The sequence below is a fragment of the Brevundimonas sp. MEB006b genome (assembly GCF_030209705.1).
Lineage (GTDB): Bacteria > Pseudomonadota > Alphaproteobacteria > Caulobacterales > Caulobacteraceae > Brevundimonas.
In genome coordinates this window covers 124996-148519 of record NZ_JARVRL010000005.1, presented here as the reverse complement: position 1 = coordinate 148519, position 23524 = coordinate 124996, and the positions used below count along the sequence as shown (strand labels likewise).

25 protein-coding genes are annotated in these 23524 nt (G+C 66.3%); 9 read left to right on the top strand and 16 right to left on the bottom strand.

Annotated features, from left to right (window positions below):
* Nucleotides 1-43 precede the first annotated feature (43 nt).
* On the top strand, nucleotides 44-1795 hold the full coding sequence (locus tag QRN13_RS07095) for a patatin-like phospholipase family protein (protein WP_284877379.1): 1752 nt from the start codon (nucleotides 44-46) through the stop codon (nucleotides 1793-1795).
* On the opposite strand, the gene QRN13_RS07090 is transcribed toward QRN13_RS07095, so the two are convergent.
* Nucleotides 1792-3597: an aminopeptidase P family protein gene (locus tag QRN13_RS07090; RefSeq protein WP_284877378.1), complete on the bottom strand. Its 1806-nt coding sequence runs from the start codon at nucleotides 3595-3597 to the stop codon at nucleotides 1792-1794. The two genes, QRN13_RS07095 and QRN13_RS07090, sit on opposite strands and share 4 nt — an antisense overlap.
* 9 nt (nucleotides 3598-3606) lie before the next feature.
* On the bottom strand, nucleotides 3607-4470 hold the full coding sequence (locus QRN13_RS07085; RefSeq protein WP_284877377.1) for a 50S ribosomal protein L11 methyltransferase: 864 nt from the start codon (nucleotides 4468-4470) through the stop codon (nucleotides 3607-3609).
* Between the two features lie 184 nt (nucleotides 4471-4654).
* Between QRN13_RS07085 and QRN13_RS07080 the strand changes: the two genes are divergently transcribed.
* From QRN13_RS07080 to QRN13_RS07065, 4 genes are all read left to right on the top strand, one after another.
* Nucleotides 4655-5248 (top strand): hypothetical protein, encoded by a 594-nt coding sequence (locus QRN13_RS07080; protein ID WP_284877376.1) that lies wholly within the window; start codon nucleotides 4655-4657, stop codon nucleotides 5246-5248.
* 244 nt (nucleotides 5249-5492) lie between these two features.
* Complete coding sequence (locus QRN13_RS07075; RefSeq protein WP_284877375.1) at nucleotides 5493-7058, top strand: DEAD/DEAH box helicase; 1566 nt, start codon at nucleotides 5493-5495, stop codon at nucleotides 7056-7058.
* Between the two features lie 110 nt (nucleotides 7059-7168).
* A complete protein-coding gene (locus tag QRN13_RS07070; protein ID WP_055804927.1) occupies nucleotides 7169-8218 on the top strand; it encodes a GGDEF domain-containing protein in 1050 nt (349 codons plus the stop codon).
* 37 nt (nucleotides 8219-8255) lie between these two features.
* Complete coding sequence (locus tag QRN13_RS07065; protein WP_284877374.1) at nucleotides 8256-9008, top strand: lysophospholipid acyltransferase family protein; 753 nt, start codon at nucleotides 8256-8258, stop codon at nucleotides 9006-9008.
* Nucleotides 9009-9012: 4 nt separating this feature from the next.
* On the opposite strand, the gene QRN13_RS07060 is transcribed toward QRN13_RS07065, so the two are convergent.
* The 9 genes from QRN13_RS07060 to QRN13_RS07020 form a co-directional block, all read right to left on the bottom strand.
* On the bottom strand, nucleotides 9013-9360 hold the full coding sequence (locus tag QRN13_RS07060) for a TfoX/Sxy family protein (RefSeq protein WP_284877373.1): 348 nt from the start codon (nucleotides 9358-9360) through the stop codon (nucleotides 9013-9015).
* A 1-nt stretch (nucleotide 9361) separates the two neighbouring features.
* On the bottom strand, nucleotides 9362-9751 hold the full coding sequence (locus QRN13_RS07055) for a HesB/IscA family protein (RefSeq protein ID WP_066551375.1): 390 nt from the start codon (nucleotides 9749-9751) through the stop codon (nucleotides 9362-9364).
* Nucleotides 9752-9764: 13 nt separating this feature from the next.
* Complete coding sequence (locus QRN13_RS07050) at nucleotides 9765-10154, bottom strand: SUF system Fe-S cluster assembly protein (RefSeq protein WP_284877372.1); 390 nt, start codon at nucleotides 10152-10154, stop codon at nucleotides 9765-9767.
* Nucleotides 10155-10158: 4 nt separating this feature from the next.
* Nucleotides 10159-11355 (bottom strand): aminotransferase class V-fold PLP-dependent enzyme, encoded by a 1197-nt coding sequence (locus tag QRN13_RS07045; protein WP_502868588.1) that lies wholly within the window; start codon nucleotides 11353-11355, stop codon nucleotides 10159-10161.
* 77 nt (nucleotides 11356-11432) lie between these two features.
* Nucleotides 11433-12455 carry a Fe-S cluster assembly protein SufD gene (gene sufD / locus QRN13_RS07040; protein WP_284877369.1) on the bottom strand — a complete coding sequence of 341 codons (1023 nt, stop codon included), beginning with the start codon at nucleotides 12453-12455 and terminating at the stop codon, nucleotides 11433-11435.
* Entirely contained in the window at nucleotides 12452-13213 is a 762-nt protein-coding gene (gene sufC / locus QRN13_RS07035; protein ID WP_284877368.1) for a Fe-S cluster assembly ATPase SufC, read from the bottom strand. Before sufC ends, sufD begins: the two co-directional genes overlap by 4 nt.
* Nucleotides 13214-13226: 13 nt before the next feature.
* On the bottom strand, nucleotides 13227-14693 hold the full coding sequence (gene sufB / locus QRN13_RS07030) for a Fe-S cluster assembly protein SufB (RefSeq protein WP_284877367.1): 1467 nt from the start codon (nucleotides 14691-14693) through the stop codon (nucleotides 13227-13229).
* A complete protein-coding gene (locus QRN13_RS07025) occupies nucleotides 14693-15832 on the bottom strand; it encodes a cysteine desulfurase family protein (protein ID WP_284877366.1) in 1140 nt (379 codons plus the stop codon). Before QRN13_RS07025 ends, sufB begins: the two co-directional genes overlap by 1 nt.
* A complete protein-coding gene (locus QRN13_RS07020; RefSeq protein WP_055753471.1) occupies nucleotides 15829-16308 on the bottom strand; it encodes an Rrf2 family transcriptional regulator in 480 nt (159 codons plus the stop codon). The genes QRN13_RS07025 and QRN13_RS07020 overlap by 4 nt, the downstream gene beginning before the upstream one ends.
* Before the next feature lie 158 nt (nucleotides 16309-16466).
* Between QRN13_RS07020 and QRN13_RS07015 the strand changes: the two genes are divergently transcribed.
* The 3 genes from QRN13_RS07015 (at nucleotide 16467) to QRN13_RS07005 (ending at nucleotide 18311) form a co-directional block, all read left to right on the top strand.
* Nucleotides 16467-17117 (top strand): alpha/beta hydrolase, encoded by a 651-nt coding sequence (locus tag QRN13_RS07015; RefSeq protein ID WP_017504016.1) that lies wholly within the window; start codon nucleotides 16467-16469, stop codon nucleotides 17115-17117.
* A gap of 85 nt (nucleotides 17118-17202) precedes the next feature.
* Entirely contained in the window at nucleotides 17203-18015 is an 813-nt protein-coding gene (locus QRN13_RS07010) for a transporter (protein WP_284877365.1), read from the top strand.
* 41 nt (nucleotides 18016-18056) lie between these two features.
* Nucleotides 18057-18311 (top strand): YdeI/OmpD-associated family protein, encoded by a 255-nt coding sequence (locus QRN13_RS07005; protein WP_055753469.1) that lies wholly within the window; start codon nucleotides 18057-18059, stop codon nucleotides 18309-18311.
* Nucleotides 18312-18315: 4 nt separating this feature from the next.
* Here QRN13_RS07005 and ahpF read toward each other — a convergent pair whose 3' ends face one another.
* The 5 genes from ahpF to QRN13_RS06980 form a co-directional block, all read right to left on the bottom strand.
* On the bottom strand, nucleotides 18316-19905 hold the full coding sequence (ahpF, locus tag QRN13_RS07000) for an alkyl hydroperoxide reductase subunit F (RefSeq protein WP_284877364.1): 1590 nt from the start codon (nucleotides 19903-19905) through the stop codon (nucleotides 18316-18318).
* Between the two features lie 142 nt (nucleotides 19906-20047).
* Nucleotides 20048-20611, bottom strand: a complete 564-nt coding sequence (gene ahpC / locus QRN13_RS06995) for an alkyl hydroperoxide reductase subunit C (protein ID WP_017504020.1) — start codon at nucleotides 20609-20611, stop codon at nucleotides 20048-20050.
* Nucleotides 20612-20718: 107 nt separating this feature from the next.
* Nucleotides 20719-21327: a DUF6624 domain-containing protein gene (locus tag QRN13_RS06990; RefSeq protein WP_284877363.1), complete on the bottom strand. Its 609-nt coding sequence runs from the start codon at nucleotides 21325-21327 to the stop codon at nucleotides 20719-20721.
* Nucleotides 21328-21464: 137 nt separating this feature from the next.
* Nucleotides 21465-22667 (bottom strand): exo-beta-N-acetylmuramidase NamZ family protein, encoded by a 1203-nt coding sequence (locus QRN13_RS06985; protein ID WP_284877362.1) that lies wholly within the window; start codon nucleotides 22665-22667, stop codon nucleotides 21465-21467.
* Complete coding sequence (locus tag QRN13_RS06980) at nucleotides 22664-23170, bottom strand: DOMON-like domain-containing protein (RefSeq protein ID WP_284877361.1); 507 nt, start codon at nucleotides 23168-23170, stop codon at nucleotides 22664-22666. The genes QRN13_RS06985 and QRN13_RS06980 overlap by 4 nt, the downstream gene beginning before the upstream one ends.
* A gap of 102 nt (nucleotides 23171-23272) precedes the next feature.
* Between QRN13_RS06980 and QRN13_RS06975 the strand changes: the two genes are divergently transcribed.
* A complete protein-coding gene (locus QRN13_RS06975; RefSeq protein ID WP_284877360.1) occupies nucleotides 23273-23488 on the top strand; it encodes a DUF4287 domain-containing protein in 216 nt (71 codons plus the stop codon).
* Nucleotides 23489-23524 lie beyond the last annotated feature (36 nt).

The following is a 23524-nucleotide window of genomic DNA, read 5'->3' as shown; positions in this document are numbered from 1 at the left end:
CATCCCAATTCACCCGCTTGAGAATCGCGCCTACAAACGGATCATGGCCACGCTTCGCCCCGACACGCTGGCGACCTCGCTCGCGCGCATCTTCGAAGGTCGCATGGTCGACCGGGCCAGCTGGTTTGCGCTGACCGGCGGCGAGCCGCTGTTCACCGAGGGCGATCCGGCCGACACCCTGTATCTGGTTCGCTCCGGCCGACTGGGCGTGTTTCGGATGGAGGCGGATCAGCCGCCGCACATGTTAGGCGTGGTCAAGGCGGGCGAGCCGGTGGGCGAGATGGCCATGCTGGCCGGCACGCCGCACACCGCCACCGTCGTCGCCCTGAGGGACAGCGAGATCCTGGCCCTGCCGCGCGAAGCCTTCTTCGAGGCCGCCCGCACCGAACCGGATCTGATGGTCGAACTGTCGAGGCTGATGATCCACCGCGCCCGCGAACGCACAGCGGGCGCGTCCGAGCCCAGCGTCTTCGGCTTCGTCTCGGCCCGTCCCCGCCCCATCCGCGCCTTTGTCGAACGCATCGCCGCCGCCATCCAGGCCATGGGTTTCACCTGTCAGGTCATCGACCAGTCGGCCCTGGCCTCGGCGTCAGAGTGGTTCAGCCGGGTGGAAGGCGACCACGACTATGTCCTCTATGTCGCCGAACAGGACCAGCCCGCCTGGGCCAGTCTGTGCGCGCGTCAGGTGGACCGGATGTTCATCGTCGGCAGCGGCCTTCTGGCGCCCCCGTCCGCCGTGCCGCGCCGCCAGGGCTTCGGCGACGGTCGCCGCCTGACGGACCTGATCCTGTTGCGCGATCCGCGCATGCATCATCCGGCCAACACCCGCGTCTGGCTGGATGCCCTACAGCCCGATCGCTGGTTCCATTGCGTCGAAGGACTGGCCAAGGACGCCGAGCGGATCGCCCGCGTCGTCACCGGCACGGCGGTCGGCCTCGTCTTGTCCGGCGGCGGCGCGCGGGCCTATTGCCACATCGGCGCGATCCGGGCCCTCGAAGAGGCCAAGGTCCCCATCGACTTCGCGGGTGGCGCGTCCATGGGCGCGGTTGTCGCCGCCGGCCCGGCCCTGGGCTGGTCCTTCGAACGGCTGGATTTCGAGATTCGGCGCGCCTTCGTCGAGTCCGACCCGCTGTCGGACCTCGCCGTGCCGATCATCGCCATGTCTCGCGCCCGAAAGGTCGCCCGTCTGCTGGAACAGGCCTACGGCGACATCGACCTGGCGGACCTGGTTCTGCCCTTCTTCGCCGTCTCGTCGAACCTGACCTCGGGCCGGATCGAGGCGCATCGCACGGGCCTGATGCGGCGGGCCATGCGCGCCTCCATCGCCATTCCCGGCGTCCTGCCGCCGGTCGTCATGGACGGTCAGGTGCTGGTGGACGGCGCCGTGCTGAAGAACTTCCCCACCAGCGTCATGCGCCAGCTGAACAGCGGCCCCATCATCGGCGTGGACATGTCCCAGACGCGTGGCGTCGATCCCCAGGCGCTGGAAAATCCGCCGTCCTGGTGGAAATGGGTCCTGTCCGGCGCCTGGAAGGCCGGCCCGCCCATCGTCTCGATCCTGATGCGCTCGGCCACCATCACCACCGACGTCGAGATGACGCAGTCGCGCGCCGACGCCGACGTCCTGATCCTGCCCCAGGTCGCCGGCAGCGATATTCGCGACTGGAAGAGCTACGACGGCCCCGTCGCCATCGGCTACGAGGCGACAAAGGCGGCGCTCGCCGACCTTGCCTGCCCCGTCACGCAGATGCGCCACTGCCCCAGCGCGCCCCCGGCGCCCTCACCCGCCCCTTAAAGCGGCGCGCAGGCCCGCTTCAGCCAGTCCAGCGCCTCGCCATCCATCAACGGCCCGACCTTGGCCAGCGTTTCGGCGTGATAGGCGTCGACATAGGCCCGCTCGTCCGGCGTCAGCATCTCGACCGCGATCAGCTTGCGGTCGATCGGCGCGAACGTCAGCTGCTCGAACCCGTGCATCGGCCGCTCGCCGCCCTCCGGAACCACTGCAGGCGTCACCACCTGCAGGGTCTCGATACGGATGCCCCAGTGGCCTTCGCGGTAATAGCCGGGCTCGTTGGACAGGATCATCCCTTCCAACAGCGGCTGGGACGTGCCCCATTTCGCGATCCGCTGCGGCCCCTCATGGACCCCCAGATAGCTGCCGACGCCGTGGCCCGTGCCGTGATCGTAATCCAGCCCCGCCGCCCACATCGGAGCCCGCGCAATGGCGTCCAGCGCCATGCCGCTGGTCCCCGCCGGGAAACGGATCGTCGCCATGGCGATATGCGCCTTCAGCACCAGGGTGAACTTGTGGCGCTGATCTTCGCTCGGTTCGCCCACCGCCATGGTGCGGGTCACATCGGTCGTGCCGTCCAGATACTGACCGCCGCCGTCCACCAGCAGCAACGAGCCCTTCTCGACCTTGCGGATGCTGGCGCCCACCGGCTTATAATGCGGCAAGGCCCCGTTCGGCCCGGCCCCGGCGATGGTGTCGAAACTCAGGTCCTTCAACGCCCCGGTCTCCTCGCGGAATCGCTCCAGCGCCTCGACCACTTCACGCTCGTCCGGCAGGGTCTCCTGCACCACCGTATCGACCCAGTGCAGGAACCGGCTCAGCGCCGCCCCGTCGCGGATATGCGCCTGGCGGCTGCCCTCGATCTCCACCGCATTCTTGGCCGCCCGGGGAATGGCGCAGGGGTCCATCGCCCGCACCACCGTCGCGCCTGCCGCGTCCAGCCGGTCGAAATACCAGGCCGAAGAAAGCGACGGATCGATCATGACCTTTTGGCCCGACAGCTCGTCCAGCGCAGCCGGCAGCTGCTCGGTCGCCTCGATGCGGACATCGTCGCCCAGCCAGGCCGGCAAAGCATTCGTCACCTTGGCCGGGTCCAAGAACAGCCGCGCCTTGCCGTCCGCCGCCAGGATGGCCTGACCGATCGGCAGAGGCGACCGGATCACGTCCCCGCCGCGCACATTGAACAGCCAGGCGATCGACATCGGCGCCGTCAGCACCACCGCGTCTGCGCCGGCGTCCGCCACGGCCTTGCCGATCCGCGCCCGCTTGGATGCATGGCTCTCGCCGGAATAGGCGTCCTCATGCGGCACGATCGGCGCCGTCGGCTGGGCCGGACGATCGGCGCCCCACGCCATATCCAGCGGATTGGCGTCCACGGGCTTCAGCGTGGCCCCCGCCTTCTGCGCCGCCGCCTTCAGGCCGACGAGAGCATCCGGGCTGTGCAGACGCGGATCATAACCGATCACCGCCCCCTTCACCGCCTTCTCCAGATAGGCCGCCACGTCGTTGAGGTCGCGTCGCTCGAACAGAGCCGGATCGGTCTGGGCCTTGACCTGAACGGTGTAGCGACCGTCGGTGAACATGCTGGCGCGATCCTGAAACACCACCGCCGCCCCGGCAGAACCGGTGAAGCCGGTCGCCCAGGCCAGGCGCTCATTGGCGTCCGGCAGATACTCGTTCTGATGCTCGTCCTCGTGCGGGATCAGAAACCCGTCCAGCCCCTGCTTGGCCATTTCGGCGCGAAGCAGCGGCAGGTGCTTGGCCCCGAAGGACGGGTCGGTCGTCTCGTCGAAAGTCTGGCGCATGATCGATCCTCAGCCCTTGCGCAGTTGCAGGGCGCTCCAGGCGTCGTGATGGATGGTCTGCTCGACCGTGAAACCCAGCGGTAGATAGGCCTCCAGCACCCGCTCCTCCTGCGTGCGCAGCAGGCCCGACAGGATCGCGACCCCGCCGCTCTTCAGCGCCGCCCCGATCTCGGGCGCCAGATGCACCAGCGGCGCGGCCAGGATGTTGGCGAACACCAGATCATACGGCTGATGCTGGGCGATGCGCGGATCGCTGAGACCATCGGCGAAATAGAAGTCGCACTTGGCGTCGTTGATCTCCGCGTTCTCATTGGCGATCCGGGCCGAGGGTTCGTCGATGTCGGTGCCGACCGCGATGGGCGTGCCCGTCTTGGCCGCCGCGATCGCCAGCACGCCCGTGCCGCAGCCAACGTCCAGCACCTTCTCGAAGCTTTCGGTCTCCAGCAGCTTGTCGAACGCCTCCAGGCAGCCGACCGTCGTGCCATGGTGGCCCGTGCCGAAGGCGGCGCCGGCGTCGATCTTCAGCGTGACGCGACCCTCGGGCACCTTACCCTGATCGTGCGCGCCGTAGACGAAGAACCGTCCGGCCTCGACCGGCGGCAGACCCGACAGCGACATGGCCAGCCAGTCGGCGTCCGCCAGCTTCTCGACCAGCACCGTCACCGGATAGCCCGCCAGCACCGCCTTCAGCCCCTCGACCTCGTCATCGGTCGTGGGGAAGGCGTCGATGCGCCAGACGTCATTGTCCTCGTCCTCTTCCAGGATCGAATAGGTCGCGCCTTCCAGCCGCGGATCGGCGTCTATGGCCTCTGCGGCGGCCTCTGCGGCGGCGCGCGGGCCGCGTGCGATTATCTGAAGTGCGGACTCGGACATTTTTCAAACACCGGTAATATGGCGAATCGTAGCGATCCGGTGCTGAACGCCCGTCGCCGCCGCGTTTTTATCAAACCGAGGGGTCGGGGAATACATGGCCAAGTCACCGTCTACGTCTAAACCAGCGTCGCCAAAGCCGGCGACCGCCGCTTCCAAGCCTAAAGCCGCGCCGAAGTCGAGCGCTGTGAAGACCGCCGCCGAGAAAACCGCTGCGCCCAAGGCCGCGGCAAAGCCGGCAGCCGCTGCGCCGAAGCCCCCCGCCGCCAAGACTGTCGCGCCCAAGGCTGCGGCGCCCAAAACCGCCGCCCCCAAGGCCGCCGCTGCGCCGGTCGCCGCCAAGGCCGCAGCCAGGCCCAAAACCGCCGCTGCCGCCAAGACTGCTCCGAAAGCCGCCGCACCCAAGCCCGCCGCCGCCAAGACGGCAGTGAAGGCTGCGGCTCCGAAAGCGGCAGCCCCGAAGGCGACGACGGCGAAGCCTGCAGCGACCAAAACTGCTGCGCCTAAGGCCGCCGCTTCGAACCCCGCCGCCGCCCCGAAGGCTGCGCCTGCCGCCAAGCCGGCCGCAGCGGCGCCCAAGCCTGCTGAAGCCGTCGCCGCGCCCAAGCCCGCCGCCACCCCCGCACTCGCCGCTGCCTCCGCCGCTGCGGCGTCGGCGCCTACGCCGGCTCCGGCTCCGGCTCCCAAGCCGGTCGAAGCCCCCAAGCCGGCGCCTACCGCCAAGCCCGAGGAAAAGGGCTTCCTCGCCAAACTCGGCGACATGATCTTCGGCAAGCGCTGATCGCACTTCCCCTCTGATCCAGCAGATCGCCGGACGGCTCGCCCGTCCGGCGATTTTCGTTTGTGGGCCGTAATTTACGGCTGTGTCCGCACGAGCGAAAAACCAGGAATACTTGACTTCTGCGCAGGGGCTTCTATATGCCCCCCAGCCTCGGGACAGGTCTGCGATCCGCGCCGCCCGCTCGCCCAAAGAGGGGCGGTTCCGTCGCTGCTATGCACGCAGACGCTTTCTCTCCCAAGGATTCATGACCGAATTTTCTCAACTGGGCCTTTCGCCCACGACCCTTCAGGCCGTCGCCGACACCGGCTACACGACCGCCACGCCCATTCAGGAACAGGCGATCCCCGTCGCCCTCGCCGGCCGTGATGTTCTGGGCATCGCCCAGACCGGCACCGGCAAGACCGCCGCCTTCACCCTGCCCCTGGTCGACCGCCTGTCCACCGGCCGCGCCCGCGCCCGCATGCCACGCGCCATCGTCCTGGCGCCGACCCGCGAACTGGCCGATCAGGTCGCCGAGAGCTTCGCCAAATACGCCAAGGGCACCAAGCTGAGCTGGGTCCTGCTGATCGGCGGCGTCTCCATGGGCGACCAGGTCGCGGCGCTGAACAAGGGCGTCGACGTCCTGATCGCCACGCCCGGCCGCCTGCTGGATCTGTTCGAACGCGGCAAGATGCTACTGACCGGCGTCGAGATCATGGTCGTCGATGAAGCCGACCGGATGCTAGACATGGGCTTCATCCCCGACATCGAGCGCATCTTCAAACTGACTCCGCCGCGTCGCCAGACCTTGTTCTTCTCGGCAACCATGCCGCCGGAGATCACACGCCTGACGACCGCCTTCCTCAAGGATCCGACCCGGATCGAGGCCTCGCGCCCGGCGATGACCGCCGACACCATCACCCAGTACATCGTCCGCATCCCGACCTCGGACCCCAAGGCCAAGCGGACCGCCCTGCGCGCCCTGGTCGGCCGTGAGGACGTGCGCAACGGCATCGTCTTCTGCAATCGCAAGTCCGAAGTCGATATCGTCGCCAAGTCGCTGAAGACCCACGGCTTCGACGCCGCACCGATCCACGGCGACCTGGATCAGTCACACCGGATGAAGACCCTGGCGGACTTCCGCTCGGGCGCGCTGAAGATCTTGGTGGCCTCCGACGTCGCCGCGCGCGGCCTGGATATCCCTGACGTCAGCCACGTCTTCAACTACGACGTCTCGCACCACGCCGACGACTACGTCCACCGCATCGGCCGCACCGGCCGCGCCGGCAAGCTGGGCCAGGCCTTCATGATCGTGACCCCGGCCGACGACAAGTCGCTGGATAAGGTCTTGAAGCTGATCAAGAAGGATCCGGAAGAGCTGGTCCTCGAAGGCATCGACTTCGCCGCCATCAAGGACGGCCCGCGCCGCGACGACAAACGCTCGGGCGAGCGCGGTCGCGGCCGGTCGCGCACCAGCAGCGCGCCCACACCGTCCGCCGAACCTGTCGACATCGCCGCCGTCGCCGGCGCATCTTCGTCTGAAGAGGCCGAGGCGCCCCGCAGCCGCAGCCGCCGCAAGGCCCGCCCCGAGACTCCGGTCGAAGTCGCGGCTCCCGTCGCCGCTGCAGTCGAGGCGGAAGCGACCGTCGAACCCGTCGAGACGGCTCGCGCCCCACGTCCCGACCGTGCAGATCGTGAGCCGCATCTGCTGCAATCCGATCGCCGCGGTGACCGCAAGGCCGACAAGGGCGACACGCAGCGCCAGGGCGTGCGTGGCTTCGGCGACGACATCCCTGCGTTCCTGCGTCGGCCCGTCGTTATCCGCGCCTGAATTCGTACACAACGGCGCGGTGAAACGCCGCGTCGTTTACCCTGCATTACGGAACATCCCGTAGTGTGAGCCCCGATACAGCTCCAGAACAGGAGCTTAGGGGAACAAGAATGTCGAAAAAGGTCGAGACGGCGCTAAGAGCTCCTCAAGCCTATGCTTTGGCGCGCAACGTCATCGGCGAAATGGAAAAAGCCGGCGTCTGGCCCACACCGCTGAACTTCGAGCTTTGGCTGCATTACATCAGCGACCCCGACGGCCCCCTGGCCCAGGAAATCCGCCGTCTTCTGGCGCAGTCCGCCGTCATCACTGACAAGACGTCCGAAATGCTGGCCGCCGAGTTCCTGCCTCGCGGTCGCCTGCCGGATCAGATCCGCGACGTCGGCGCCGTGCTGGACCGCGAACTGGCCAGCGTCGCCAGCGCCATCGCAATGGCGCACAAGACCCAGCATGACTATGGCGAGACCCTTGCCGACGCCTCTCAGTGCATGGAAACCGTCGACGATCCGTCTTCGCTGAAGGATCTGGTCGGCGGCCTTTCGACCGCGACCAACCGGGTGCGCCGCGAAACGGCGATCCTCGAAAAGCGTCTGGAAAAGTCCAACAAGGAAGTCATCCGTCTGCGCGAAAACCTGGAACAGGTGCGCCGTGACGCCATGACCGACGCCCTGACCAATCTGGCCAACCGCAAGGCCTTCGATGAACGGCTTGAGGCCGCCTGCGCCGAGGATGATGGCGCGCCGCTCAGCCTGGCCATCCTGGACATCGACCATTTCAAACGGTTCAACGACACCTGGGGCCACCAGACGGGCGACCAAGTGCTGCGCTATGTCTCCACCGTCCTGTCCAACATCTGCGGCAAGACCCGATTCGCCGCCCGGTTCGGCGGCGAAGAGTTCGCCATCATCTTCCCCGGTGAAGGCGCCGGCGTCGTGATGGCGGCGCTGGAGAGCATCCGCAACGACGTGGCGTCACGCGCGCTGCGCCGTCGCTCGACCAATGACGACCTGGGCTCTGTGACGGTCTCTGCCGGCTTCGCCCAGCGTCGAAAGGGCGAAACCGCCGCCAGCCTGCTGGAACGCGCCGACGCCGCCCTGTACGAATCCAAACGCGCGGGCCGAAACTGCGTCACGCCGGCGTCATCGCTCGAAAAGGCCGCTTAGGGTCTGACAAGGCCAAGCTTTCTGCCATAGTCGTCCCATGCGCAGCTTCGCCTTCAATGTCGCCTACTGGACCCTGTCGATCGGCTATGGGCTGACCGCCGCTTTCGCCGCGCTGGCCCCCGGTCGCGGCCCGGCCAGTTGGGTCATCCGCCGCTATGTGAAGCGCATGGTCCAGGCCATGTCGATCTTCGCCGGCATCAAGCTGGACGTTCGCGGCAAGGACCGGTTGCCCGCGGGCGCCTTCATCATCGCCTCAAAACATCAAAGCTGGGGCGACGGCTTTGCGACCTACGATCAGTTCGACGACATCGCCTTCGTCACCGGCGATCACCTGGAAAAGTTTCCCCTGCTGGGCGGCGTGCTGAAGAAGCTGGGCGCCATCGTGGTCAACTCCTGCGGCGGCCACGAAGCCCGCAAGGCCCTGGCCATGCGCGCCGCCGAGGCCCGCGCCGAGAACCGCAAGATCCTGATCTATCCCGAGGGGCACCTCGCGCCCGTCGGCAAGAAGTTCAAATATCGCTCCGGCGTCTGGCACATGTACCGCGACTTCGAAGTGCCGGTCGTGCCGCTCGCCACCAACCTCGGCCTCTTCTGGCCCGAGGAAAAGTACGAGAAGCACCCCGGCACGGCGACGCTAGAGTTCCTCGACCCGATCCCTGTCGGCCTTCCCAAGGACGAGTTCCTGGCTCGCCTCGAAGCCGTCACCGAGACCCGCACCGCCGAACTCGTCGCCCAGGCCACGGGTCAACCCGTGACGCCGGCCGTGCTTATCGACACACCGACTAAATAGAGGGCTAGCGCTTCTTACCCGACGCCTTCTTGACCGCCACATCCAGCGACCGCCGCGCCCAGGCGACGGCTTCGTCGGGATCGTCCAGAGCCGCTTCGGGCAGGGTCCAGTAGCCCATGCTCATCATGCGGCCGTCCTTGGTCGGATAGGTGAACTGACGCGAGCCGGCTTCGACGAAGGCCGCGCCCAGCGCCTCGTCGCCCTTCAGCCAGACCACGCCGTCGTCCAGCAGGGCGAACATGACGCCGGCGGCATAGACCCCCGCCCCGCCGAACATACGCTTGATCTCCAGCCGGCCGAGCGCGTGGAAATGCTCGCGGACCCATTCGCCGAAGTCCGCATCGTATGCCATTTCAGTCGGCGGCGACCGGCACGATGGTCACGCTCTCGCCGCAGCCGCAGGCGTCGGTCTGGTTCGGATTGTTGAACACGAACTTGGACGCCAACCGCGTCGTTTCGTAGTCGATCTCGGTGCCGATCAGGAACAGCACGGCCCGAGGCTCGATCAGAATGGTGACGCCCTTGTCCTCGACCACCTCGTCCATCGGCCCGATCTCGTCGGCATAGGCGAAGGTGTATTCCTGTCCGGCGCAACCGCCGTTCTTGACGCCGATCCTCAGGCCGATGTGATCGTTCTCGGCATTGTCCAGGATTTCACGCACCCGCTCGGCGGCCGCGTCCGTCAAGGTGACGGCTTTGGGGCGCGGGCGGCGCGGACGGGATGTGGCTTGAAGCTCGCTCATCAGAACATATCCATCAGAACATATTCAGGGCCAGCTTGGCCTCGTCGCTCATCTTGGAAGCGTCCCACGGCGGATCAAACACCAGATTGGCCTTGGCGCTGCGCACGCCCTCGACTTTCTCGACCGCCGTCTCGACCCAGCCCGGCATTTCGCCGGCGACCGGACAGCCCGGCGCCGTCAGCGTCATATCCACCACCACGTCGCGATCGTCGTTGACGTCCACGCGGTAGATCAGGCCCAGCTCATAGATGTCGACCGGGATTTCCGGATCATAGACCGACTTCAGCGCCTCTATTAGTTGATCGGTCAGGGTGTCCAGCTCGGCCTGCGACAGGGCGCTCTTTTGGGGTTCGTCCCAGGCGTTCTTGAAGGCGTCGCTGTCTTGAATCGGTTGATCTGTCATCAGCTTACACGAAGAAGTTCCGCGCCTTGATCAGCGCATCCACGAAGGCGTCGGCATCCTCCACGGTATTATATAGGGCGAAGGAGGCGCGGGTGCTCGACGTCACCCCCATTCTTTTCGCCAGCGGCTCGGCGCAGTGCAGACCCGCGCGCACCGCGACCCCGTAACGATCCATGATCTGGGCCACGTCATGGGCGTGCGCGCCCTCGACGGCGAAGGTCAGGATCGCGCCCTTGCCTTCGGCCTGCCCCAAAATCCGCAGCCAGGTCTCACCCTGAAGTCGGTCAACAGCGTGCTGATAAAGGGCATGCTCATGCGCCTGCACGGCCGCCCGGTCGTATTGCGCCAGCCATTCCAAGGCCACGCCCAGGCCGATGGCCTCCAGGATCGGCGGCGTCCCCGCCTCGAACCGATGCGGCGGCCGGGCATAGGTCACGCGGTCCTGCTCGACCGTCTCGATCATCTCGCCCCCGCCCTGATAGGGCGGCAGCGCCTCCAGCGCCTCGGCGTTGCCGTACAGGGCGCCGACGCCGGTCGGGCCGAACAGCTTGTGGCCAGTCAGCACATAGAAGTCGCAGCCGATGGCCTGCACGTCCGGCGTCGCATGGACCGCCCCCTGGCACCCGTCGATCAGCACCTGAGCGCCGGCCGCATGCGCCAGTCGCGTGATCTCGGCCACCGGATTGATGGTCCCCAGTACGTTCGACATATGGGTGACCGCGACCATCCGCGTCTTCGGCGACAGCAGGTCCGCGTAAGCCGCCACATCCAGCGACCCGTCGTCCAGCACCGGAATCCATTTGAGCACCGCCCCGCGCCGTTCCCTCAGCAGATGCCAGGGCACGATGTTGGAATGGTGCTCCATCTCCGAGACGATGATCTCGTCGCCCGGCTGGATCGACAGCCCTAGGCCATTGGCCACCAGATTGATCGCCTCGGTCCCGCCCTTGGTCCAGACCACCTGTTCGGCGCTCTCGGCGTTCAGGAATCGGGCGACGATCTCGCGCGCCTTCTCGAACGCCTCGGTCGCCTCGTTCGACAGGGTGTGCAGGCCGCGGTGGACGTTGGCGTAGCCGCCTTCCATCGTCGCGACCAGGGCGTCGATCACCGCGCGCGGCTTCTGCGCCGAGGCCGCATTGTCCAGATAGACCAGGGGCTTGCCGTTCACCTGTCGCGACAGGATCGGGAACTGCGCCCGCACGGCATAGGGATCAAATCCTCCCCCCTTGGGGGAGGTGGCGCGGCGCTCTTGCGCCGCGACGGAGGGGGCAAGATCAGTCACAACCGCGCCGTCAGCCATTCTCGCGCCACCTCTCTCGCGCCCTCATGCTCGATCCGGTCGATGACCTCGATCAGGAAGGCCTGGGTCAGCAGGGCGCGGGCTTCGTCGGCCGGAATGCCGCGCTGCTGCATGTAGAACAGGGCGCTCTCGTCCAGCGTCCCCACGGTGTTGCCGTGCGCGCACTGCACGTCGTCGGCATAGATGATCAGTTCCGGCTTGGCGTCGATCTCGGCCCGCTCGCTGGCGATCAGGGCGTGGTGGCCCATGCGCGCATCGGTGCCGTCGGCGCCGCGTTCGACCACGATCTTGCCCTGGAAGACGCCGCGCGCCGTGTCGCGGGCCACCCCTTTGATCAGTTGCGAGGTCGCGCCGTCATGCTCGACGTGGCGCACCACGCTGGTCAGGTCGGTATGGCGCGATCCGTTCAGCAGATACAGGCCGTCGGCCTGAACCTGCGCGCCCTGCGCATAGTGGGTGATGCGCGTCTCGATCCGCTGCAGCTTGGCGCCGGTCGTGACGATGGTCTGGCGATAGACGCCGCCCGCCTCGACCTTCACATGGGCCTCGGCGATGGAGATGGCGTCTTCCGGCTCCTCGACCAGGACGACGCGCGTCACCTCGGCGCCGGCCGCCACGTCCAGTTCCAGCGTATTGTGCGCGACATAGGCCGAGCCCGCGCCCTCGTGCGTCTCCAGAAGCAGCAGCTTGGCGCCGGCGCGCGCCGACACCCGCGCGCTGGCCGTGTGACCCGTGCCTACGGCGTCCGACACATAGCGCAGTCGCAGGGTCCGCTCGCCCGAGGCGATGAAGTCAGTCACGCCGACAGGGCGACCGTTGGCGAAGACGATCGCTTCCCCGCCCAGATCAAAAAACGGTCCCGGCGGCCCGACCTCGGCCGTACCCGACGGCTCCGGCGCAGCGCGAAGATAGCGTTTCAGGTCGCTGTATTTCCACGCCTCCGTGCGTCGCGACGGATAGGTGTCGGCGTCGGTCAGGTCGATGGCGAACGCCGCGCTCATGCGGCCCCCTGCAGAACTGGCGGCAGATACTTGTCGTACCCTTCCGCCTCCAGCTCCAGCGCCAACTCCGGTCCGCCCGAGGCCACGATCCGACCGCCGGCCAGCACATGCACCCGGTCCGGTTTGATGTAGTCGAGCAGGCGCTGATAGTGGGTGATGACCAGCATGGCGCGGTCGGGACGACGCAGCGCATTCACCCCTTCCGACACGATGCGCAGGGCGTCGATGTCCAGGCCGGAATCGGTCTCGTCCAGAATCAGCAACGACGGCTCCAGCAGGGCCATCTGCAGGATTTCCATCCGCTTCTTCTCGCCGCCGGAGAAGCCGACGTTCAGCGGCCGCTTCAGCATGTCGAAGTCCATCTTCAGCGCCTTCGACGCCTCGCGAACCAGCTTCAGAAAGGCGGGCGCCGCCACCTCCTCCTCGCCCCGCGCGCGCTTTTGCGCGTTCAGCGCCGTCCGCACGAAGGTCAGGGCCGGCACGCCGGGAATCTCGATCGGATACTGGAACGACAGGAAGACGCCCTTGGCCGCCCGTTCGGCCGGGTCCAGCGCCAGCAGATCCTCACCCGCCCACTCGACTGCGCCTTCGGTCGCCTCATAGCCCGGCCGTCCCGACAGGGCGTAACCCAGCGTCGATTTCCCGGCCCCGTTCGGCCCCATGATGGCGTGAACCTCGCCTGCGGGAACGTCGAGCGTCAGGCCCTTGAGGATCGGCTTTTCGCCGACAGAGACGTGGAGGTTATTGATGTTAAGCATTGTTTCTTCTTGATTATCCAACCGAGCCTTCGAGGCTGATCGCCACCAGCTTCTGCGCCTCGACGGCGAACTCCATCGGCAATTTCTGCATCACGTCGCGGACGAAGCCGTTGACCAGCAGGGCCACAGCCTCCTCCTGCGACAGCCCGCGCTGCTGGGCGTAGAACAGCTGGTCGTCCGATAGGCGCGTCGTGGTCGCCTCGTGCTCCAGTTGGGCGGACCCATTGCGCGCCTCGATATAGGGGATGGTGTGCGAGCCGCACTCCTTGCCGATCAGCAGGCTGTCGCACTGGGTGAAGTTTCGCACCCCCGTCGCCTTTGGATGCACCGAGACCAGGCCGCGATAGGTCGAGTCCGACTTACCCGCCGACACCGCCTTGGCGATGATCCGCGACTTCGAGTTCTTGCCCAGGTGGATCATCTTGGTGCCGGTGTCGGCCTGCTGATGTCCGTTGGTGATGGCGATGGAATAGAACTCGCCGGAGCTCTCCTCGCCCTTCAGGATGCAGGACGGATATTTCCAGGTCACGGCCGAGCCGGTCTCGACCTGCGTCCACGACACCTTGGAGCGATCACCCCGGCAATCGGCGCGCTTGGTCACGAAGTTGTAGATGCCGCCCTTGCCCTCGGCATCGCCCGGATACCAGTTCTGGACCGTCGAATATTTCACCTCGGCGTCGTCCAGCGCCACGATCTCGACCACGGCTGCGTGCAGCTGGTTCTCGTCGCGCATCGGCGCAGTGCAGCCTTCCAGATAGGAGACGTAGGCCCCCTTGTCGGCGATGATCAGGGTCCGTTCGAACTGGCCCGTCTGTGACGCATTGATGCGGAAATAGGTCGACAGCTCCATCGGGCATTTGACGCCCGGCGGGATGTAGACGAACGAGCCGTCAGAGAAGACCGCGCTGTTCAGCGCTGCGAAATAATTGTCCGAGACCGGCACCACCGTCCCCAAGTATTGCCGCACCAGATCAGGATATTCGCGCAAGGCCTCGGAAATCGGCATAAAAATCACGCCGACCTTGGCAAGTTCTTCCTTGAAGGTCGTGACGACCGACACGCTGTCGAAGACGGCGTCCACGGCGACCTTGGGCGCGCCCTGCACCCCGGCCAGCACTTCCTGCTCCTTCAGCGGGATGCCCAGCTTCTTGTAGATCTCCAGGATTTCGGGATCGACCTCGTCCAGCGACTTGGGCCCGTCCTTCTTCTTGGGCGCCGCATAGTAGAACAGGTCTTGATAGTCGACGGGCTCGTAACGGACCGCCGCCCAGGTCGGCTCCTCCATCGCCAGCCAGCGCTCATAGGCGGCCAGACGCCATTCCAGCATCCATTCCGGCTCGCCCTTCTTTTCGGAAATGAAGCGCACGATCTCGGCGCTCAGCCCCTTGGGCGCATATTCCGTCTCGATGTCGGATGTGAAGCCGTGCTCGTACTTCTCCAGCGCGGCGACGGCGTCGATGGTTTCCTTGACGGCGGCCATCAGGCGACCTCTCTCACGCGCTCGGCGGCGCGCGTCTTGTGCTTGTTGTAGGCGGCGACCCAGGCGTCGGCGAACCTTGCCCAGTCGCTCTCGACCGTGCCCCAGCCGCCGGACACGCGAACGCCCCCGGTCGCCAAGCTGTTCAGCCCCATGGCGCTGATGGTCTTGGACGGCTTGACCTTGCCCGACGAACAGGCCGAGCCGGCCGACACCATGACGCCCGTCAGGTCCAGGGTGATCAGCTGCTGCGGACTGTCCCAGCCCTCGACCGCCATGAACAGGGTGTTGGGCAGCCGCGCCACCCCGCCGCCGATGATGGTCGCGCCCGCAGCCTTGACCTTCGCCTCGGCCGCATCGCGCCAGGCGACGTGCGAGGCCATCGTCTCCAGATCCCGCACGGCGCAATCGGCCGCGACGCCGAACCCGGCGATGCCCGGCACGTTCTCGGTCCCGGCGCGCAGGCCTCGCTCCTGCCCCGCGCCGTGCAAAATCCGCACGCCCGACAGGCCTTCCTTGAAGATCAGGGCGCCCACGCCCTGCGCCCCGCCCAGCTTGTGCGCCGACAGGGTCAGGGTGTCCGCGTCCAGCGCGCGCATATCGACCGCGATCTTGCCCGCCGATTGGATGGCGTCGACATGCAGCCAGGCGCCCGCCGCCCGCACCAGGGCCGCCGCCTCGGCGATCGGCTGGATGACGCCGCTTTCATTGTTCGCATGATGGATGGCGACCACGGCCCGGCCCGGGCGGTTCAGCGCCTCCGCCAGCCAGTCCAGATCGACCACGCCGTTCGCATCGACCGGCAGCACCTCGACCGGCGCCCCCGCATTCGCCGCCGTCTCGGCCACGCACGGATGTTCGGTCGCCGACACGATCAGCCGCTCGCAGCCGGCCGCCAAGGCGCTGGCGATGCCCTGGGCGTTGGCTTCCGTGCCGCCTGAGTTGAACACCACCGCCGTCGGATCGGCCCCGACCAGGTCCGCGACCTGCGCCCGAGCGGTTTCGACCCGCGCCCGCGCCCGCCGGCCCGCCGCATGGACCGCCGACGGATTGCCGTTGTCGGCCAGGGCCCTGGCCATGATCTCCAGCACCTGCGGCCGCACCAGGCCCGAGGCGTTATAATCCAGATAGACGCCGCTCATGCCGCGACCCCCACGGCCGAGGGCTCAACGTTGCGCCGACGCTGGCCCGTGCGGTTCATCACCACATCCTCCAGCGAGACGCCGGCCAGATAGCGATGGATTTCGTCGCCCAGGTCTTCCCAAAGATTGTGAGTGATGCAGCGTTCGCCGGCCAGCATGCAGCCCTTGGGCGAGCCATGCGCCACGCACCGCGTCGCCCGGATCGGCTCATCCACCGCCAGCACGATCTCGGCGACCACCGTCTCGTGCGCCGCCTTGGCCAGACGGTATCCGCCGCCCGGCCCGCGCACGCTCTTGACCAGTTCGCTCTTCCTCAGACGGGCGAACAACTGCTCCAGATAGCTCAGCGAAATCTCTTGGCGCGCGGCGATCTCGGCCAGCGAAACCGCCCGGATTTCACCGCTCTCGCCGCGTCCGTTCTTCGCCAGATCGGCCATCGCCATCACGGCGTATCGTCCCTTGGTCGACAGACGCATTTCGCACCTTCAAAAATTGCGCGCTTTTCGGGGCTCCTGTGCTAGAACCCGCGCCTTCGCAAAGGCGGCGCGCTTGCGGAGGGACTTAGAAAGTCCCACCTCCGCGGTCAAGTATTACGCACTCGCGAAATGACAGTTGAACGGATTCCAGAGCCCCTATGCCTGAAGTCATCCTGCCCGGCGCCTCCGGTCGCATCGAAGGCCGCTATTCCCCGGGCAAGCGCCCGAACGCCCCGATCGCGCTGATCCTGCATCCGCACCCCAAGGCGGGCGGACATATGAACAACCCGGTCGCGGTCACCCTGCACCAACTGTTCCAGCAGCGTGGCTTTGCGACCCTGCGCTACAACTCGCGCGGCGTCGGCAAGTCGCAGGGCGAGTTCGATTCGGGCATCGGCGAGCTGGCGGACGCCGCCACGGCCCTCGACTGGCTTCAGGCCAACAACCCTGGCGCCAGCCAGACCTGGGTCGCCGGCTATCAGTTCGGCGCTTACATCGGCATGCAGCTTCTGATGCGTCGCCCCGAGACGGACGGCTTCATCTCGGTCTCGCCGCCGTCGAACATGTATGACTTCAGCTTCCTGGCGCCCTGCCCGGCGTCCGGCCTGTTCCTGCACGGCACGGCCGACACCATCGTCCCGCCGGTCGAGGTCGAGCGCGTGGTCAACAAGCTGCGCACCCAAAAGGGCATCATCATCGACTACGAACTGGAAGAGGGCGCCAGCCACTTCTGGCAGGACCACATGAGCGCGGTCGAAACCCGCGTCGGCGCCTATCTGGACAAGCGTCTGGAAGAAAAGCCGGCCTAACATCCGGCCTGTTTTTCGGCTCGGCGTCACGGCTGATTAAGGCGCGGGCGGCATGATCGGGCGAGACATCGCTGCGAGATCCGCCATGCGCCCGCCCCTTCTGATCGCCCTGATCGCCTGCATGGCCTTGCCCACGACTGTGGCGGCTCAGTCCGCGCCAAAGCGCGATTTCTGCGCCGATCGCCCCGGCAAGGGCACGCCCGCCTGCATCCTCGACAAGGGCCGTTGGCAGATCGAACTCGGCCTGTTCGACGGCGTGCGTCAGACGGACGACACCACACGGACCGACACCTGGGACGCCGGCGACCTGTTCGTGCGCTATGGTCTGACGGGCCTGACTGAGCTTCAACTCGGGCTCACGACCTGGAACCACGAGCGCCTTCTCGACCGCGCGACCGGCGACCGTGAGGTGGCTGAGGGCGTCGGAGATCTCAGTCTCGGCCTGCGGCACTCGCTGAAGAACCCTGACGGCTCGGGCCTGTCCGTCGCGATTTCCGGCTTCATCACCGCGCCGACGGGTGCGCGCGGCATTCGCGCCGACGGTTTCGAGGGCGGCGTCATCCTGCCGGTCTCCATCCCGCTGAACGACGACTGGAGCCTGGCTTTGTCACCCGAAGTCGATTGGGTCTCGGACGCGGACGGGGACGGCCGCCACGCCGCCTACACGATGGTCGCCGGCGTCGGCCGCGGCTTCGGCCAATGGGACCTGGGCGCCGAGGTCTGGATCAGCCGCGACGATGATCCCGTCGCGCCGACCACGCCGTCCACCTTCGACCTGACCGCCGTCTGGTCGCCGCCGTCCCTGCCCGACGCCCAGCTGGATTTCGGTCTTAACTTCGGCCTGAACGACGACAGCCCGGACGTGGAGTTCGGAGTCGGTCTCGCACGGCGGTTCTAACGCGCCGTTGCGGACCAGACCTGTCGCTGCGACAAATGGGCATGGCCGATGCGACCGACATCACTGGCGGCGTGGTTCACGACTTGCCGGACGACCTGCGCGCGGCGTTGGTCGCCGCGCCTGACGCCCTGGCGACCTGGCGCGACATCACGCCCCTGGCCCGCAACGAATGGATCTGCTGGATCGAGTCCGCCAAGAAGTCGGAAACCCGGCGCAAACGGCTGGATTGGGGCCGGGCGAGCTTGACCGACGGCAAGCGCCGCCCCTGTTGCTGGCCCGGCTGCCCTCACCGTTAAGCGGTCACGCCGGTTCGGCCACCGCCTCTTTCGCCGGTTCGGTACGGATCATGTAGTCGAATGCCGACAGCCCCGCCTTGGACCCCTCGCCCATGGCGATGACGATCTGCTTGTAGGGCACGGTCGTAACGTCGCCGGCCGCAAAGATGCCCGGCTGCGAGGTCTCGCCGCGGTGATCCACCTCGATCTCGCCGCGCGGGGTCAGGCCCACCGCGCCGTGCAGCCACTCGGTGTTCGGGACCAGACCGATCTGCACGAAGATGCCTTCCAGATCGACGTCGTGATGGGCGTCGGAGTTGCGGTCCTTGTAGGACAGGCCCGTCACCTTCTCGCCGTCGCCATGCACTTGAGTCGTCAGGGCCGAGGTCACGATCCGCACGTTCGGCAGGGTCGCCAGCTTGCGCTGCAGCACCGCATCGGCCCGCAGCTCGCTGTCGTATTCGATCAGGGTCACATGGGCCACGATGCCCGCCAGGTCGATCGCCGCCTCAACGCCGGAGTTGCCGCCGCCGATCACCGCCACCCGCTTGCCCTTGAACAGCGGCCCGTCGCAATGCGGGCAATAGGCCACGCCCTTATTCTTGTACTGGTCCTCGCCCGGTACGTTCATCTGCCGCCAGCGCGCGCCGGTCGACAGGATGATGGTGCGCGATTTCAGTGATGCGCCATTTTCCAGCACCACCTCGTGCAGGCCGCCTGGAACCTTGGCCGGGATCAGCTTGGCCGCCTTCTGCAGGTTCATCAGGTCCACTTCATACTCGCGGACGTGTTGCTCCAGATGGGCCGCCAGCTTGGGCCCCTCGGTGTAGGGGACCGAGACGAAGTTCTCGATCGCCATCGTATCCAGCACCTGTCCGCCGAAGCGTTCGGCGACGACGCCCGTGCGAATGCCCTTGCGCGCCGTATAGATGGCGGCCGCCGCCCCCGCCGGCCCGCCGCCGACCACCAGAACCTCGAACGGATCCTTCGACTTCAGACGCTCGGCCGCGCGGGCTTCGGCCCCGGAATCCAGCTTGGCGACGATCTGCTCCAGCTCCATCCGGCCCTGACCGAACAGCTCGCCATTCAGGAAGACCGTCGGCACGGCCATGATCTTGCGTTCCTCGACCTCGTCCTTGAACAGGCCGCCCTCGATGGCGACGTGTTTGATGCGCGGATTGATCACGCTCATCAGGTTCAGCGCCTGCACCACGTCCGGGCAGTTCTGGCACGACAGCGAGAAATAGGTCTCGAACACATAGTCGCCGTCCAGGTCCCTGACCTGCTGGATCACCTCCTGCGCCGCCTTGGACGGATGGCCGCCGACGTGCAGCAGGGCCAGCACCAGCGAGGTGAACTCGTGACCCAGCGGGATGCCCGCGAACCGAACGCCGATATCCGTACCCTTCCTGCGGATCAGGAAGCTGGGCTGGCGCTCGTCGTCATAGTCGCGGCCCATCTCGACCTTGCCGTGCGAGACCGAGACGATCTCCTCCAGCAGAGTCTTCAGCTCGATCGATTTCGGCCCCGCGCCCAGCGAGGCGACCAGTTCGACGGGATGGACGATGTTCTTGAGGTAGGCTTCGAGCTGGGATTTCAGGTTGACGTCTAGCATCGGATGCTCCTCGAATTTCAGGGTAACGCGCCGCCTTCGAGCCGATCCCGGCGAGGCCTGCGTGATAAGGTCGGCCTCCCGCATTTGGGAGGCGGCCGGGTGGGTCCGACCCGAAGGCCGGACCCGATAGGCGTAGTCAGTCTTAAATCTTGCCGACGAGGTCGAGCGACGGCGCCAGGGTGGCTTCGCCTTCTTCCCACTTGGCCGGGCAGACTTCACCCGGGTGCGAGCGCACATACTGGGCGGCCTTGACCTTGCGCAGCAGTTCAGCGGCGTTGCGGCCGATGCCTTCCGATGTCGTCTCGGTGAACTGGATCACGCCGTCCGGATCGACCAGGAAGGTCGCGCGGTCGGCCAGGCCCACGCCCGGACGCATGGCGTCGAAGTTGTTGGTCACCAGGCCCGACGGGTCGCCCAGCATCGTGTATTCGATCTTGCCGATAGCCGGCGACGAGTCGTGCCAGGCCTTGTGCGAGAAGTGGGTGTCGGTCGACACCGAATAGATCTCGACGCCCAGCTTCTGGAACTCGGCGTAGTGGTCGGCCAGGTCTTCCAGTTCGGTCGGGCACACGAAGGTAAAGTCGGCCGGATAGAAGAAGAAGATCGCCCACTTGCCCGCGACGTCGGCGTCCGTGACCGTCAGGAATTTGCCGCCCTTATAGGCTTCGGCCGTAAAAGGTTTGATGGTCGTATTGATGAGAGCCATGCGCAAAATCCAATGCAAGGTGGTTGGGAGGCGCTCTCCCTACCGCACCGCACCAAATAAACCCAATCACTTATTTGCAGATGCGCAATAGATTTTGGTTATGGCTGCTATTGATGGGTGCAAGGCGGATAGTCTCGGAACCGCGCCTCGTATTCCGCCAGCGTCCAAGGGAATTTCATCTCACGACGCCGTTGTTCGACGCGCTCGGGATCCTCCAGCGTGTCGACCACCCAGCGCCCATCCTTGCAGGTCATCTGCGTGCCGTAACGCTGCGGGCGGCCCTCGTTTATCGCCAGCCTGTCGTACATCAGACCATAGCTCTGACCTTCAACTTCGCCCTGCGCGACCAGCGGCTCCAGCACAGGAACGAATCGTCGCCAGTTTTCCAGATCGGAATGCTGAATGATCAGGAAGGCGGCGCCGGCTGCACGCTCGCCATAGACCGACTTTTTGAACCATCCTTCCGCCGGAACCATGGTCAAAAGCTCGTCCAGCAAGGCCTTGTCCTCCGCGTTGATGTCCGCCCACGCCAAGGTCTCAGCGGTTTGTCGCTCGTCGGCAGGCAGGGCGCTGAAATCCAGCACCGTAAACGCGCGCCTGCCGACCTGATCCAGCGCGCCCATGCGTTCGAGCCGCTCGCGGTCAGAGGTCGTCGGCGGCAGGGCGGCTTGACGCGCCTTTTCGGCTGCGATCGCCTCGGCCACCGGCGCGACCAAGGCTCTGACTTCGACGCTCGGTTCAGCCGGTGCCTGAGACGTCAGCAGCGCAACGGCAAAAATCGATCCAATCACAACACCCCTCCACAATCAGGCCGAGAGGTGATCGCGCCTTGATGGCGAACTTTGGGCAAAGATCAGTAGAGCAGGAACGGCCGTCGCGCATCTTCCCATGCCGCCTCGTCCGGCTGCGTCGCCGCATCCAGATCGCCTGGCGTCGCCGCCGCGTCGTCCACCCATTCCCGCAGGCCCGGCCCGCCGTTGATCACGTCGATGGGCAGTTTCCCGAACGCATACTCATACGGAAAATCCCGCCACAGGTCATAGTCGGGATACAGCCGCCGGATCGCCTTGAATCCCAGAGCCTGAACCCGCCATGGCTTGAAGGCGGTATGGTGATAGCCGGGGTGATCGACGTGGATCTGCACCCCGCTGCACAGCTTTCCGACGTGCTTATGGAAGGTCGGCTCGAACCACATGTCGCGCAAGATGCAGCCGCCAAGCCAGTCCGGAGCCAGCGCTTGCATTTCCGCGATCACCGCCCGCGCATCGATGTCCGGCGCCCCGAACAGCTCCAGCGGCCGTGTCGTCCCCCGCCCTTCCGACAGGGTCGCGCCTTCCAGCATCACCGTGCCCGCATAGGCGCGCGCCATCGACAGGTTCGGCGCATTGGGGCTGGGATTGATCCACGACCGATCCAGCAGCGGCCAGCCGAAGCCCGGACCCGCCTCGGGCGCCCAGCCCTGCATCTCCACCACCCGGTAATCCACATCCAGCTTGAACTGGTCGATGAACCACAGGCCCAGTTCGCCCATCGTCATCCCGTGCCGCATCGGCATCGGCCCGGCCCCGACGAAGCTTTCCCAGCCGGGCTTCAACGTCATCCCCTCGACCGGCCGTCCCGCCGGATTGGGCCGGTCCAGCACCCAGACCGACTTGCCGTGTTTCGCCGCCGCCTCCAGCACATACAGAAGGGTCGTCACATAGGTGTAGATTCGGCAGCCCAGGTCCTGCAGATCGACCAGCAGCACGTCGAACTCGGCCATCCATTCGTCGCGCGGCCGCCGCACCTCGCCATACAGGCTGAAGACGGGAAAGCCGTGCACCGGATCGCGATAGTCCGGGCTTTCCATCATATTGTCCTGCAGATCGCCCTTCATCCCGTGCTGCGGGCCAAAGGTGGCGGTCAACCTGATTTCGGGACAGGCGGCCAGCGCGTCCACCGCATGGGCCAGATCCTTCATCACCGACGCCGGATGCGCCAGCAAGGCCACGCGTCGCCCCTTCAGCTGCGCCCTCAGGGCGTCGTCGGACAAAAGGCGGTCGAGGCCGAAGTTCATGTCAGGTCCAGCGCGAACGAGTCGGGATGATGAAAGTCCGGCTTATCCGAAGGATGCGCCAGCGCCCAATAGCCGATCGCCCCGTCCACGCCCCGGATCACCGCCGCCACCCCCGTCGCCCCGACCGCATCCTCCGGCAAGGTCACGTCCGCCGTCAGCACGAACTGTCCAGGCGCCGACCGCGTCACGATGAACGGCGCGGGCATCTCCAGCTCCCGCATGCCCTCGCGATAGCCGTCGAACCGATAGGCCGCCCACGCACCCGAAGGCGACAGATTGTATTCGACATAGCCGCCCGTCGTCCGCACGAACGCCTCGAAACAGGTCGCCTGCCACAGCCCATCCGTCCGCACCCGCGCCGCCGCCTCCGGCTGCCACACCCCCTCCACCGGTCCGGCCAGCACATACTCCAGGCTCAGCACCCACCCGGCTCGCCGCGCCTCGGCCTCCAGCGTCAGCCCGGCCGGGCTGGATGTCGGGTGCGGGATCAGGGGCAGACGCATAGGGCCTTCGTATCGAAGCAACGCGCACGGTCAACGCTCATGCATCGCCGTGACGCTCACCGCGCGTTGCGATAGTATCGGTTCGGAAAAAGGGAGAACCTCATGACCGACAATCCCGTGAAGGGTCCGGCGTCATACTTCCCCTCAATCGAGAAGACCTACGGCCATCCTATTTCCCATTGGCAGCAGATAGTGCGCGACGGCTATCCCGCCCGGCATATGGAGTTGGTCGCCATTCTCAAGGATGCGCACGGCATGGGCCACGGCCACGCCAACGCCGTGGTCGCCTACACGTTGGCGCAGGACGGATTGAAGTAGCGGCCACGCTCAAAAGTCACACTAACCTTAGTATTT

What these genes read in the sequence shown, in the direction of transcription:
- QRN13_RS07060 (WP_284877373.1), bottom strand. Translation starts at nt 9,360, where the DNA reads ATGGCATACGATGCGGACTTCGGCGAATGGGTCCGCGAGCATTTCCAC.
- QRN13_RS07010 (WP_284877365.1), top strand. Translation starts at nt 17,203, where the DNA reads ATGCGCCCGCCCCTTCTGATCGCCCTGATCGCCTGCATGGCCTTGCCC.
- QRN13_RS06975 (WP_284877360.1), top strand. Translation starts at nt 23,273, where the DNA reads ATGACCGACAATCCCGTGAAGGGTCCGGCGTCATACTTCCCCTCAATC.
- sufD (WP_284877369.1), bottom strand. Translation starts at nt 12,455, where the DNA reads ATGAGCGCGGCGTTCGCCATCGACCTGACCGACGCCGACACCTATCCG.
- QRN13_RS07025 (WP_284877366.1), bottom strand. Translation starts at nt 15,832, where the DNA reads ATGAGCGGCGTCTATCTGGATTATAACGCCTCGGGCCTGGTGCGGCCG.
- QRN13_RS07065 (WP_284877374.1), top strand. Translation starts at nt 8,256, where the DNA reads ATGCGCAGCTTCGCCTTCAATGTCGCCTACTGGACCCTGTCGATCGGC.
- QRN13_RS07070 (WP_055804927.1), top strand. Translation starts at nt 7,169, where the DNA reads ATGTCGAAAAAGGTCGAGACGGCGCTAAGAGCTCCTCAAGCCTATGCT.
- QRN13_RS07095 (WP_284877379.1), top strand. Translation starts at nt 44, where the DNA reads ATGGCCACGCTTCGCCCCGACACGCTGGCGACCTCGCTCGCGCGCATC.
- QRN13_RS06980 (WP_284877361.1), bottom strand. Translation starts at nt 23,170, where the DNA reads ATGCGTCTGCCCCTGATCCCGCACCCGACATCCAGCCCGGCCGGGCTG.
- QRN13_RS07050 (WP_284877372.1), bottom strand. Translation starts at nt 10,154, where the DNA reads ATGACAGATCAACCGATTCAAGACAGCGACGCCTTCAAGAACGCCTGG.
- QRN13_RS06985 (WP_284877362.1), bottom strand. Translation starts at nt 22,667, where the DNA reads ATGAACTTCGGCCTCGACCGCCTTTTGTCCGACGACGCCCTGAGGGCG.
- QRN13_RS07085 (WP_284877377.1), bottom strand. Translation starts at nt 4,470, where the DNA reads ATGTCCGAGTCCGCACTTCAGATAATCGCACGCGGCCCGCGCGCCGCC.
- QRN13_RS07075 (WP_284877375.1), top strand. Translation starts at nt 5,493, where the DNA reads ATGACCGAATTTTCTCAACTGGGCCTTTCGCCCACGACCCTTCAGGCC.
- QRN13_RS07015 (WP_017504016.1), top strand. Translation starts at nt 16,467, where the DNA reads ATGCCTGAAGTCATCCTGCCCGGCGCCTCCGGTCGCATCGAAGGCCGC.
- QRN13_RS07020 (WP_055753471.1), bottom strand. Translation starts at nt 16,308, where the DNA reads ATGCGTCTGTCGACCAAGGGACGATACGCCGTGATGGCGATGGCCGAT.
- ahpF (WP_284877364.1), bottom strand. Translation starts at nt 19,905, where the DNA reads ATGCTAGACGTCAACCTGAAATCCCAGCTCGAAGCCTACCTCAAGAAC.
- sufC (WP_284877368.1), bottom strand. Translation starts at nt 13,213, where the DNA reads ATGCTTAACATCAATAACCTCCACGTCTCTGTCGGCGAAAAGCCGATC.
- ahpC (WP_017504020.1), bottom strand. Translation starts at nt 20,611, where the DNA reads ATGGCTCTCATCAATACGACCATCAAACCTTTTACGGCCGAAGCCTAT.
- QRN13_RS07005 (WP_055753469.1), top strand. Translation starts at nt 18,057, where the DNA reads ATGGCCGATGCGACCGACATCACTGGCGGCGTGGTTCACGACTTGCCG.
- QRN13_RS07090 (WP_284877378.1), bottom strand. Translation starts at nt 3,597, where the DNA reads ATGCGCCAGACTTTCGACGAGACGACCGACCCGTCCTTCGGGGCCAAG.
- sufB (WP_284877367.1), bottom strand. Translation starts at nt 14,693, where the DNA reads ATGGCCGCCGTCAAGGAAACCATCGACGCCGTCGCCGCGCTGGAGAAG.
- QRN13_RS07055 (WP_066551375.1), bottom strand. Translation starts at nt 9,751, where the DNA reads ATGAGCGAGCTTCAAGCCACATCCCGTCCGCGCCGCCCGCGCCCCAAA.